This window comes from Culturomica massiliensis (assembly GCF_900091655.1).
Taxonomy (GTDB): Bacteria; Bacteroidota; Bacteroidia; order Bacteroidales; family Marinifilaceae; genus Culturomica; species Culturomica massiliensis.
In genome coordinates this window covers 3,115,270-3,128,218 of the sequence record NZ_LT594621.1, presented here as the reverse complement: position 1 = coordinate 3,128,218, position 12,949 = coordinate 3,115,270, and the positions used below count along the sequence as shown (strand labels likewise).

Below are 12,949 nucleotides of genomic sequence, written 5' to 3'. Positions count from 1 at the left end.
GGGTCTTTGTCTATTTTTCCCGGACATGATTTATCGTTTCCGGTGTTTGCCGTGTATTTTCCGGCATTCTTTATCCCGGTGTATCCTGTCGGAAACAGGGTCTGCCAAGTTCATGGTGTTTCTTCGGGTAATAAATATTCTTATTTAAAAATCAAACAATGAAATGATTCCTTTGTCCGGAATGTTTAAAAATATGTCGTAGCGGACGTTTTTTGTGAAAGGATGGTATAAAGTTTTCTTAAAATTGTATTTGGATAAAAAAAATAAAATAATGTTAGTAATTTAACTCCCATTAATTATTAGAATACTGTCGAGCGATGAAAAAGATTTTTATATGTATTGCATTTTTATGGACCGGGTTGTTTGGGGGAATGGCCCAGCAATGTTTACCGGAATTAACAGCTTTTAAAATTAAAAATGAAGCCTTCCGGAATTCACAATTGGAGGACATGGCCGTGTGGATGACCGATTTTATGGGGCCTCGTTTGGTTGCTTCTAAATTATATGATCGGGCGGTGAAACTGACGATGGAAAAAATGAAGGCGTTGGGACTGGAGAATGTCCGGGTTGAAGTAGCAATGGATTTTTTAAAGGGAGGCTGGGATAATCAAAGGACTTATGCGGCGATGACAACGCCCTATTATTGTAATTTTGCTGCCAATCCGAAGGCCTGGACGGGGAGTACTCCGGGGCCCGTAAAAGGAGAAGTGGTATTACTGCAAGTCAAAAAACCGAAAGACATTGAAAATTACAGGGGAAAACTAGCCGGGAAAATTGTGTTGATGCCGATTGTAAAGGAATATAAATTAACATTCGAACCGACAGCCAAACGTTATACGGAAGAAGAGTTGAAAACTTTGGAACAAGATCCCCGTCCGCAATCCCGGCGTAGAGTTACGCAGTTGACGACCGGAGGAACGAATTTGCTGGAGTTGATGGCAAAATTACTGAAAACGGAAAAACCTGCCGTCATTGTACATGGGGCAGGTAATTTGAATGTTCCTCATTCTTTGGGAATCGGTTATAAATCGGGAGAGCCGGAACCGACGCCGGAATTGGTGTTGCCTGTAGAGGCACACAGTCGTATGGTCCGTCTGGTGGAACGGGGAACGCCGGTGGAAATGGAAATTGATATTCAGAATGAGTTCAATAATCACCTGACGGTAGATAATGTGATTGCTGAAATTCCGGGTAAGGATCCGGAATTGAAAAATGAAATCGTATTGATCGGCGGACATTTGGATTCCTGGCATGCCGGGACAGGAGCAGCAGATAATGCTTCGGGCTGTATGGTAATGCTCGAGGCTCTGCGGATTCTGAAAGCGTTGGATGTTCAGCCCAGGCGTACGATACGGGTTGCTTTGTGGGGAGGAGAGGAACAGGGAATGATGGGTTCGCGGGGATATGTTCAGAAATACATTTACGATGTCAAAGCTAAAGAGAAAAAAGACGAATTCGATCGTTTGGTTCTTTACTTGAATATGGATAACGGCTCCGGTCGGTTCCGGGGAATTTATTTGCAGGAAAACGATATGGCTGCGCCTTATTTTGCTGCCTGGATGAAGCCGGTGGAAGCTTTGGGATTCACGACGCTTTCTCCCCGTAATAATTATGGTACGGATCATACTTCTTTTGACCGGTTCGGTATACCGGCATTCCAGTTTATTCAGGACGGACTTGATTATTCAACCGGGTATCACCGGCCGACAGATACTTATGAGCGTTTGGTTATAGATGATTTGAAATACAATGCTGCTATGATAGCTTGGTTTACCTTGTGTGCCGCTATGGATGATACGAGAATTCCGTCTAAGCCGGTGGAATTGAGATAGGTAGATCTGCTTCCGGGAGGTAAATAAGGAGGTGTCTGTAGGGTATTTCTGACTTTTAGTTTGACATGAATAATCAGGGTAAGCTGAATAGATGTATTTTAAATTTTAACGATGTCTGTTCAGGATAGATTGTAAAATATGAACTTCTGTAAGTCAATGAATTTAGAGGGTAATAAATCGTTCAAATCCATTTTATGAAAAATGTATTTTGGAACTTGTTCGGCTGTTTGCTTCTGGTCGGTTGTACTCAGGTATCGTCCGATTTAGCCGTTCCCGGAGTGAGTAAAAAATTGGCAGAACACCGGAAAATTACGGTATCTGATTTAAAATATGATCTAAAATTTGTAATTCCGGGGCATAGAAATAATTCGGTAGAGGGAGAAGTCGGAATTTCTTTCAGACTGCCTCAAAAGGAAGATGTGATCCTGGATTTTCGGGAAGATGCGGAGAAGATTCGTGAAGTAAAGGTAAACGGTGTCTCTTCGGCTTATCGTTTTGAAAACGAACATTTACTTATTCCGGCACAGGAAACGGTTGCCGGAGAGAATCGGTTTTCGATAATTTTTAGAGCCGGCGATCAATCGCTGAACCGCAATGAAGATTACCTGTATACGCTTTTGGTGCCCGATCGGGCACGGACGTTGTTTCCTTGTTTTGATCAACCGGATTTAAAGGCCCGATTTACGTTGTCCTTGGAGGTTCCGTCCGGCTGGGAGGCAGTTTCTAATGCCCCGCTTAAGGAGAGCATGGAGAAAAATGGACGGATGAAAATCGTCTTTGCAGAGACGGAACCTTTAAGTACGTATCTGTTTTCTTTTGTTACCGGAAATTTTCAGCGGGAATCTTTTGCGGAAGAAGGGCGCCATATTTCGGTATATCACCGGGAGACGGAACTTCAAAAGCAGAAACAATTACCGGAAATTGCCCGGCAGGTGTTTGCAGCTTTAAAATGGATGGAAGCCTATACTGCTATTCCTTATCCTTTTGCAAAATACGATTTGGTTATTTTGCCGGGTTTTCAATTCGGAGGAATGGAACATACCGGTGCCACATTGTATAATGATAAGCGTATGTTTTTACCGGAACACCCTACTGTGAACGAAGAATTGGGACGTGCCGAGCTGATTGCCCACGAAACGGCTCATATGTGGTTCGGGGATTATGTGACGATGAAATGGTTCGACGATGTCTGGACGAAAGAAGTATTTGCTAATTATTTTGCCGCCCGGATGGTAGAACCACTTTTCCCTGCTGTTAATCATAAATTGAGTGCTTTGAAAGGGTTTTATCCGGCGGCTTATTCCGAAGATCGGACAGCCGGAAGTAATGCCATTAAGCAAGAACTCGGTAATCTGAATAATGCCGGATTGATTTACGGACAAATCGTTTATAATAAGGCCCCGGTTGTGATGCAAATGTTGGTTGAACGGATGGGAGAAGAACGGTTTCGGGAAGGAATAAGGAATTATTTGAAGTCTTATGCTTATTCCAACGCTGATTGGGGAAATCTGATTCAGATTCTGGACCGTTATACGCCGGAAGATCTGACAACCTGGAGCCGTGTGTGGGTGAATGAAAAAGGAATGCCGGAAATAGCCGTAAAACGTGAAAAAGAACAAGTTTGGTTGATGCAAAAAGATCCTTTCGGACGGGATATATGTTGGCCGCAACATGTCGGAATTTTGTTGGTGAAAGGGGATTCTTCCCGGATTCTGGACGTGAATCTGAATGAGCGGATGACAAAACTTTCCGGTGTAGATGATGTGGATTATATTCTTCCCGGCTATGCGGGGAAAGGCTACGGTTATTTTAGGCCGGATACAGCGAGCTTAAAATGGTGTCTGGGTCATATCAGGGAGTTTACCGATCCGCTAGTCCGTATGTCGGCGGTCATGATTCTGAACGAGAATAGGATTCAGGGACAGGTGCAGCCTGCTGATTTTCTCAATGCTCTTTTGACCTGTTTGCCGTTTGAAGAGAATCCGTTATTGTATTCTTCTTTGGTATCCTATGTCGTTTCTACTGTCCGGAATTCTGTCGTGTCTGAAAAAGATATAAGGCGGACGGAGGAGGTGTTGCTGGGATTGAGTCGGAAAGGAGAGCAGGGGGAACAGCGATTGGGAGCATTCCGGGCTTTGTTGAATATTTTCCGGACTCCGGAATGTACGGCAGAAGTGTACAGAATATGGGAAAAACAAAAGCCTTTCGAAGCTTTATTGTTGAGTGAGGCGGATTATCGGAAAATGGCTTATGAATTGGCCGTGCGTTTGCCTGAAAAAGCAAGAGAAATTATTGCCGTACAGGAAAATCGTATCACAAATCCCGATCGGCAAAGAGAGTTTCAATACATCGCCCGGGCTGTGAATCCCGAAGAAACGGTCCGGGATTCCTTATTCCGTTCACTACTGAAAGCGGAGAATAGAAGAATAGAGCCGTGGACTTGTTCTGTCCTTCGTTATTTGAATCATCCTTTACGCCAAAAGCAAGCCTTGAAGTATATTCGTCCTTCTTTGGAAATTTTACAGGAGATACAACGAACCGGAGATATTTTCTTTCCGAAAAACTGGGTATCTTCTTGTTTGGATGGGCATAGGTCCATACAGGCAGCGGATTCCGTCAGAATATTTTTGGAAGAGCATCCGGATTATCCTTCTCTTTTGAAAAATAAGATTTTACAAAGTGCCGATCCGCTCTTCCGGTTTGCTAATAGGCAGGCGAATTGATGTTACGGCTGCAAATGTAGAGGATTTACGATTTTTGATTTTTGATTTTTGATTTACGATTTACGGTTGAGGGTACAGGTTGCCCTTTGAAAGATTTATGATTTTTGATTCATCATGCAAATCAGCCTGTTGCGAATGACGGATGACGTTGCGGTAGGATTGTAAAGCATTAAATGGGTGGAATGATATAAGGTTGCAGATCAATTATTTTTAAAGTCCGGTTGAGAAAAAATAGGGCTTTATTTTTCCATACATCGACATAACTATCTATACTTCAATGGTTATAGTATAAATTGATCATATTGTAAACATTATTGATTTGATTTATATGCAAACTTGGTTTATATTTGTATCAGAAAAATAAAAAGAATATAAACCAATAAAAACAGAATATTATGAAGACAATAGATGTAATCGGATTGAATGCACAGAAATCTCAACAGGTAGCGGAAAGTTTAAATCAGTTGTTGGCCAATTTCCAGGTATATTATCAGAATTTGAGAGGTTTCCATTGGAATGTAAAAGGAAACCGTTTTTTCGTTCTCCATGCGAAATTTGAAGAATTGTACAACGATGCAGTAGAAAAAGTAGACGAGCTGGCAGAAAGAATATTGACGCTGGGCCATACCCCTTTGCATTCTTATGCAGCATATGCCCGGGTAGCTTCTTTGAAGGCCGTTGAAAATGTATCGGATGGAGATGCTTGTTTGCAGGCTGTATTGAATGACCTGGCTGTATTGATCAGGCAAGAACGTGAGATTATCGCTTTGGCATCAGAAGCCGGTGACGATGGTACGCAGGATCTTTTAACTCCTTATATTTCGCAGCAGGAAAAGTTAGTATGGATGCTCTGTGCTTATTTAAACAAATAAGTAATAACAAAAGGGTTAGAGTAGAACCGGGGAGATCAATTCTTCCCGGTTTCTTTTTCTATATCTGCTTTGGATTTACTTTGGGTAACCAGATATACACCGATAAATACCAGTATGGCTGCGGCGGGTTTGTCCCAACTGAAAACATCCTGTCCTATGATAATTGCGACCGTAGACGCAATCAACGGCTGGGCGTTGTTATACATGCTGACGGTTGTCGGACGGATGCGTTTTAAAGCAAGGGGTACCAGGAAATAAGCAATTCCCGTTGCCATAATGGCGATATAGGCAAGCCGCCAAAGGACATCGTTGGGTGCTGCTGCAGTAAAGGCCGGGGCATTTATCAGGTTTTGAAAACCCAGTGGCAGGGATATCAGAGCGGAGAAAAGAAACATCCATTTCATCAACGTAATGGGCTTGTAACGTAAAGAGACTGTGCGGGTAATGATCAGATAGAGCGCATATGTGATGACATTGACAACAGCCAGTAGATTTCCGAGCATATTATTGGATCCGTTGTTTGCCGGGGAGGAATGTAAGATAATCAGTAAGGCTCCGGCAGCACCGATAAAAACGCCCGCTGCCTTTTTGAACGTGATGGGTTCCTTTAGCCAGAAAGCAGCCATTATCATGACAGCGACCGGAGTCATGGCAGCAATCAGTGAGATATTTACCGGGGAGGTATATTGCAGGGCAACGGCGAAAGAAAGCTGTGCACCGACTAAACCGAATAAGGCACCGAAAAAGATGACAACCAAATCTTTTTTGGAAACTTTTTCCTGCTTGAAAAACGAAGCGATGATCCAGAAAATAACAGTTGCAAACGACATGCGTAAACAGGTCAGAGCTGTTGGCGATATCCATGTCGGGACAAGACTTTTGGCCGTCGGCGTATTCAGACCGAATATCAGGTTGGTGCAAAGGATAGCGATATGTCCTTGCCACTTTTCTTTTGTCATAGGGATCGTTTTTATGCCCGGACTCGATAGCCGGACTCCATATTGCAAAAATAGAACTTTAATTTGAAATGCAGGGATATAAGAAGGGGAGATATTGAATTGTGGATTTTAGATGGGGAGTATAAGGCGGGGATGGAGGGTATTTTTAATTTACGATTTACGATTTATGATTTATGATTTTTGATTGGACAGGGTGGTCCTGCTGCAAATTCATGGCGGCAGAATGATGAATTGTATAATGTGATTTGAAATCAATTTAAAAGGTTCCGGAACATAAACTGTAAAAAAAGCAGACAATATATGTCTATTTTTTTTACAGTTTGCTATAAAATGATTGTGTTTATATTGTTGATAACCAGTGTTTTGTTATTTTGGCACGGAAATAGCTATACCTTTTGCGGAGAGATGTAAAAAACTTTAAAGAATAAATATATGTTACGAATAGAAAATCTGAGTAAAGTCTTCCGTACAGAGGAAGTTGAAACGACGGCTTTGAATAGTGTTTCATTACATATCAAAGAAGGTGAATTTGTCGCTATTATGGGCCCATCCGGATGCGGTAAATCAACTTTATTGAATATTATCGGCTTGTTGGACAACCCGACTTCCGGACAATATTATTTTGACGGAAAAGAGGTCGGAGCTTTAAAGGAAAGACAACGTACGATGGTGCGTAAAGGAAATATCGGTTTTGTGTTCCAAAGCTTTAACCTGATTGATGAATTGAATGTATATGAAAATATTGAATTGCCTTTGATTTACCTCAAACTGAAAGCTTCCGAAAGGAAAGAGAAAGTAAATCAGATTCTGGATCGGATGAAAATCAGCCATCGGGCAAAACATTTCCCGCAGCAATTATCCGGAGGTCAGCAACAGCGTGTCGCTATTGCCCGTGCAGTGGTGGCCGGACCGAAATTAATTCTGGCGGATGAGCCGACCGGTAATCTGGACTCCAAGAACGGTATGGAAGTAATGAATTTGTTGACGGAGTTAAATAAAGAGGGAACAACCATCGTGATGGTGACCCACTCCCAGCATGACGCTTCTTTCACTCACAGGGTGATCAATCTGTTCGACGGACAGGTCGTAACTGAAAAACCTAACCTATAAACAAGTTTCTCATAATTTTGACTGGAAAGAGCCGCTCTTGAAAAGGGCGGCTTTTTTGTCGGGCTAACGGTTTATGTTGTTTGTAATTTTTGATTCAGGATTCTGGCGTAGTTTGTTTTATATTAATGTTTTACTTACGATTTTCCTTGTAACTTCTCGTCTGTCCATTAAAAATTTTTTGTGGACAGACCTGTACGATTAATCAAAACCCCTAACCCCTAAATCATTAAATCGTAAATCATAAATCATAAATCGTAAATCATAAATACCCTCCATCCCCACCTTATGCTCCCAATCTAAAATTTAAAATCTGCAATTTGAATCAGAGCCTTGTTACGCTTTTTCTTTCTTATATATCCGGTTTACGATAACTGCGATTGCACCGTCGCCGGTGACGTTGGTGGCTGTGCCGAAACTATCCATGGCGATATATAGGGCGATCATTAACCCCTGGGCGGTTTCGTCAAAACCGAGCATGGATTGAAGTACTCCCAAAGCAGCCATAATTGCACCTCCTGGAACACCGGGAGCAGCAACCATAGCGATGCCCAGCATCATGATAAATCCGGCGAATTGGCCGAAATGAATATCCATCCCCGAAACCAACATGATGGCCATGGCACAGGCAACAATTTTCATGGTGCTACCGGATAAGTGGATGGTGGCACACAGGGGAATGACAAAACCTGCTAATTCGGGACGTACTCCGTTTTTGATGGTTTGCTCCAAGGTAACGGGAATCGTTGCTGCGGAAGATTGTGTACCCAAAGCCGTCATGTATGCCGGCAACATGTTCCGGAACAAACGGAAAGGATTGGTTTTTCCTACCGATCCTGCGATGAAGAATTGCAGGAAGAGCAGAATAACGGTCATGACAAAAATGACAATGATAATCTTTACAAATACGCCCATGATTCCGGCTACCTGTCCGGAGGTCGTCATATTCAGAAATATACCGAAAATGTACAGGGGCAAAAGAGGGATGATTATCGAACTGATCACGATATTGATGATGTCTTTGAAATCTTCCATGACATTTTTCAGGCGGTTACCCGGAATGACAGACATACCCAAACCCAGCGTAAATGCTAAAATCAGGGAGGTCATCACTTGCATCAACGGGGGCATATCGATGGTGAAATAAGGGGCGATGGTTTTGACGGCTTCTCCTTCCAGGGGTGTCAATTGTTGGGTTGTATCCAGTAACCAGGGATAAGCCAGACTACAGGAAAAGTATGTGAAAAAACCGGAAAACAGGGTAAAGCAGTATGCAAGCAGTGCCGTAATCAGCAACAACTTACCCGCTCCTTTCCCCAAGTCGGCAATGCCCGGAGCAACTAAACCTAAAATCAATAGCGGGATGATAAATCCCAGAAAATTTCCGAACAAAGAATTTATAGTAACGAAAATGGCCGTCAGCCAATCCGGAAAAAACAGCCCGCATACGATTCCGAGAGCGATAGCAATAATAATCCTCGGAAGTAAACCCAATTTAATCCTCTTCATAAGTTTTTTTTAGGTGAAACGATTAAAGCACCACAATGTTACAATTGTTTTTTCATTTATACAAAGAGAAAATAAGGGTTGTTGGGAAATATTTTTGATATGTAAAAAAAAATATTTTAATTTGCATACCGAAAAGTATAAAGACATGGCTGATTTGAAGGATGAAATAGTAAATAAATCTTTTTTTCAATTTCTGAACAGAGGATATAAAGCCTGTTCTCTCAAGGATTTGGAACATGCAACCGGTTTAACGAAAGGTGCATTCTACTATTATTTCCGGAATAAGGGAGAGATACTGAAAGCGGGCATTGAAAAATATTTATCTGTCAGCGGGGAGTTGGATGAGGCTGAGTTATTACGGATTGGGTCTTTACGGGAATACATCGACATGATCGTAGAGAGGAAAGAACAGAAAGCAGCCAAACTTCAGAAGTTGTTTGATTTCTTTATTATCGAAGTGGCTTTTTTTCAGTTGGTGCTGGAAGTCGGAGGGATATTTCCGGACTATCGGAAGCAAATCGGGGAATTGAACAAAAAGCGCTTATCGCAGTGGGAGTATATGATCTTAAGGGCCAAGCAGCAGGGAGAGATCAAAGCGACCCCGGATACTTCGGTATTGGCGCGTAACCTGATGTCGGTGGCAACCAGTATGCTGAATATCGAATTGGGAACTGAAAATATGCGTTTCGTTTTTTCGGATATGCGTATGCAGTTTGAACAGTATTATATGTTGATAAAACAATGACAAATACCAGGCAACAGATCATAGAGACAGCGTTTCTGTTGTTTCTGAAAAAAGGGTTTAAAGCAGTACGGCTGAATGATATTGAGCGGGCAGCCAGGATCACCCGGGGAACGTTTTATTACCATTTTACCAATAAAGAAGAGGTACTGAAAGAAGGGTTGAATGCTTATTATGCCTTGTTAAATACACAGCGGACGGAAGAATTCGATCGTATTTCTACTTTGCGGGAATATGTTGATCTGACCATCCGGAAACTGACGGAAATAGACAATTATTCTGCCCGTACTTTTAGCAGTGAGATACCGGAAATACTCTGTTTGTCTTTGATTGTAGAGGTGATCGCTCTGTATCCCGAATTGAAGAAGGTTGTACTGGCGGCAAAGATATTGCGTTTATCGAAATTGGAACAATTGATTTTGAATGCCAAGCGGGCAGGGGAATTGAGGGACGATATCGATACGTCGATTTTGGCAAAAAATTTGCTGAATATCAGTGTCGGAGTAATCAATTATCTGATTATGCATCAGGATGTGTCTTATGCCTTGTCGGCAGTACGCTCACAATACGAGCAACTGTATGCGCTGGTTTCTGTAAATTGATTTATTTTACCTTGAACATACCGTAAAGTATAAAAAATAAAGAAACGGGAATATTTAAAAGACGTAAAACAGAGTTAATCCCGCTAAGGCGGTTGAGAGAGTCGGATTCGGGTGGAAAATATAATAAGTAAAAACGGAAAAAATGATAAAAGCAGTTCTCTGTATTTTTTTAGGAGTATTATTTCATAGTTTATCGGCTCAGCAGGTTTTGAATTTGCAGGATTGCCGGAATTTGGCGATAGAGAATAATAAAAAGCTTAAAATTGCCGGAAAAGAACTTGAAGCCAGCCGGGCACAAAAAGCAGAAGCTTTTACAAAATACCTGCCGTCTATCGATGGGGCGGGTATTTACATACGCAATCAGAAAGAGATCAATTTGTTGGAGCATGATGCCTATTTGCCGGTAGGAACGATAAAGGCTGACGGGAGTTGGGGATTACGGGGAGACCAGATACAAATTGTAAATGGAAAGCCGGTACCGAAAGATTATGCCCTTTTACCCAGGGAAGCGATGACTGTCGATGCCCGGAATACGGCATTGTTGCAACTGGGATTGACCCAGCCGGTGTATATGGGAGGGAAAATCAGGGCTTATAACCAATTGGCCGGTTTATCGGAACAGCTTTCCGAGAGTAAATTGGAACAGGAAATGCAAAATGTCATTCAGATGACGGATGAAGCGTATTGGCAGGTCGTTTCTCTCGTTAACCGCAAAAAACTGGCCGATAAATATGTCGAATCATTGCAGAAGTTTACCCGTGATATCGAGGTGATGTATACTACCGGGGTTACGACGAAAGCCGATGTCCTGTCGGTCAAGGTAAAGCTCAACGAGGCGGAGATGCTTCGTTTAAGAGTGGAGGACGGTGTGAGTTTATCCCGTATGCATCTGAATCAGATTTGTGGTTTGCCGACCGATACGGTTTATACGCTGCGGGAAGAAAATATGGAGTTGCAGCCGGATGTTGTGATTCCTGCATTGACACTGGAACAGGTGTATGCCCGGCGGCCTGAGGTTGCCGGTTTGGAGTTGGCGGCCCGTATCTATAAGAAAAAAGAGAAGATCGCTTTGTCGGATTACCTCCCGACGGTAGCGTTAACGGCAAATTACCTGACGATGGCGCCCTCGTTTTTCGACGGTATCAGTACGAAGATGGATGGTATGTGGAGTGTGGGAATCGGGGTAAAGGCACCGATCTTTCATTGGGGTGCTTCCCGGAAAAGTTTACGGAATGCCCGGGCGCAAACGGGAATTATGGAATATAGACTGCAAGAGGCAAAGGAGCAGATCGAGTTACAGGTAAGCCAGGCGGAATTTAAGAGACGGGAGGTAGCCAAGAAGCTGGAAATGGCGGAACATAACCGGCAACGGGCAGAAGAAAACCTGAAGCTTGCCGAAGTGGGATTCAGGGAAGGAACAATTCCGGTGTTGAATGTGCTTGAGGCTCAAACGGCTTGGTTATCTGCTCAATCTGACCGGATTGATGCACAGATCGAAATGAAATTGTGTGAGGTATATTTGTTAAAGGCTTATGGTGTATTGGGAAAGTAGAGCGTACGAAATAGAAAATTACAGAATCGGTAAATATTTAAGCATAAGATACAATGGAAAAACAAGAAAGAAACAAAGTGATCGTGTTGGGTGGGATCGTCGGGTTGATTTTGCTGGTAGCGATTTTCGGCTTTATTTTTTGGGAACCTCAACCGGAGATTATTCAAGGAGAGGCTGAAGCGACAGAAGTGCGTATATCAGGGAAAGTCCCCGGGCGTATCGAGCGTTTTATGGCTTCGGAAGGAGATCGGGTTCAGAAGGGGGATACGCTGGTGATCCTGTGGAGTCCGGATGTACAGGCTAAATTCGAACAGGCCCGGGCTGTAGAAGCGGCAGCTCTGGCGATGAATAAAAAAGTGGACAACGGTTCCCGTTCAGAACAGTTGGCAATGGCTTATCAGAATTGGCAGAAGGCTTTGGCAGCTTTGGATATTGCACAGAAATCGTACGAACGTGTACAGGTTTTGTTTGAAAATGAAGTTGTGTCGGCTCAAAAAAAAGATGAGGCAGAAGCCAACTATAAAGCAATGAAGGCGACGGAACAGGCTGCTCATGCTCAGTATGAAATGGTGAGAAACGGCGCACAGCAGGAAGATAAATTAGCAGCAGAGGCGCAATTGAACCGGGCTAAAGGTGCGGTTGCAGAAGTGGAGTCCTATCTCAACGAGACATTCCTCGTATCTCCTGTTGACGGGGAAATTTCGGAACGTTACCCGAATGTCGGGGAGCTGGTGGGAACCGGAGCTCCGATTATGGACGTTATGGATCCCGACGATATGTGGGTGTCTTTCAATATCCGGGAAGACTTGTTGGGAGATATCCGGATGGGAGAGACGTTTACGGCTGTAATACCGGCTTTGAAAAATAAAGAAATCACCTTAAAAGTGACCTATATGAAAGACCGGGGAAGTTATGCCGCCTGGAGAGCGACCAAAACGACCGGACAGTTTGACGCTAAGACATTCGAAGTAAAGGCTGTTCCTACCGAAAAAGTGGAAGGGCTTCGGCCGGGGATGAGTGTACTGAAAAGTGGAAGTAAACGATAAGCTAA

General features: G+C 43.0%; 10 protein-coding genes. 8 read left to right on the top strand and 2 right to left on the bottom strand.

The window, feature by feature from the left end:
- Positions 1-317 precede the first annotated feature (317 nt).
- From BN8908_RS14185 to BN8908_RS14175, 3 genes are all read left to right on the top strand, one after another.
- On the top strand, positions 318-1,832 hold the full coding sequence (locus tag BN8908_RS14185) for a M20/M25/M40 family metallo-hydrolase (protein WP_068691295.1): 1,515 nt from the start codon (positions 318-320) through the stop codon (positions 1,830-1,832).
- 194 nt (positions 1,833-2,026) lie between these two features.
- Entirely contained in the window at positions 2,027-4,555 is a 2,529-nt protein-coding gene (locus BN8908_RS14180) for a M1 family metallopeptidase (protein WP_068691293.1), read from the top strand.
- A 395-nt stretch (positions 4,556-4,950) separates the two neighbouring features.
- The gene (locus tag BN8908_RS14175; protein WP_021989488.1) at positions 4,951-5,427 is read left to right on the top strand and encodes a Dps family protein; all 477 of its coding nucleotides are present in this window, start codon (positions 4,951-4,953) and stop codon (positions 5,425-5,427) included.
- A gap of 35 nt (positions 5,428-5,462) precedes the next feature.
- On the opposite strand, the gene BN8908_RS14170 is transcribed toward BN8908_RS14175, so the two are convergent.
- Positions 5,463-6,386, bottom strand: a complete 924-nt coding sequence (locus BN8908_RS14170; protein ID WP_068691291.1) for a DMT family transporter — start codon at positions 6,384-6,386, stop codon at positions 5,463-5,465.
- A 432-nt stretch (positions 6,387-6,818) separates the two neighbouring features.
- Between BN8908_RS14170 and BN8908_RS14165 the strand changes: the two genes are divergently transcribed.
- Positions 6,819-7,496, top strand: a complete 678-nt coding sequence (locus BN8908_RS14165; RefSeq protein WP_021989486.1) for an ABC transporter ATP-binding protein — start codon at positions 6,819-6,821, stop codon at positions 7,494-7,496.
- Positions 7,497-7,829: 333 nt separating this feature from the next.
- Here the strand turns inward: BN8908_RS14165 and BN8908_RS14160 are convergent, their stop codons facing one another.
- On the bottom strand, positions 7,830-9,002 hold the full coding sequence (locus BN8908_RS14160; protein ID WP_021989485.1) for a dicarboxylate/amino acid:cation symporter: 1,173 nt from the start codon (positions 9,000-9,002) through the stop codon (positions 7,830-7,832).
- Between the two features lie 145 nt (positions 9,003-9,147).
- Here BN8908_RS14160 and BN8908_RS14155 point away from each other — a divergent pair, with 145 nt between their 5' ends.
- From BN8908_RS14155 to BN8908_RS14140, 4 genes are all read left to right on the top strand, one after another.
- Positions 9,148-9,747, top strand: a complete 600-nt coding sequence (locus BN8908_RS14155; protein ID WP_068692327.1) for a TetR/AcrR family transcriptional regulator — start codon at positions 9,148-9,150, stop codon at positions 9,745-9,747.
- Positions 9,744-10,346: a TetR/AcrR family transcriptional regulator gene (locus BN8908_RS14150; RefSeq protein ID WP_021989483.1), complete on the top strand. Its 603-nt coding sequence runs from the start codon at positions 9,744-9,746 to the stop codon at positions 10,344-10,346. Before BN8908_RS14155 ends, BN8908_RS14150 begins: the two co-directional genes overlap by 4 nt.
- Before the next feature lie 142 nt (positions 10,347-10,488).
- Positions 10,489-11,898 (top strand): TolC family protein, encoded by a 1,410-nt coding sequence (locus BN8908_RS14145; RefSeq protein ID WP_068691289.1) that lies wholly within the window; start codon positions 10,489-10,491, stop codon positions 11,896-11,898.
- 53 nt (positions 11,899-11,951) lie between these two features.
- Entirely contained in the window at positions 11,952-12,944 is a 993-nt protein-coding gene (locus BN8908_RS14140; RefSeq protein ID WP_068691287.1) for an HlyD family secretion protein, read from the top strand.
- The last annotated feature ends 5 nt before the right edge of the window (positions 12,945-12,949 follow it).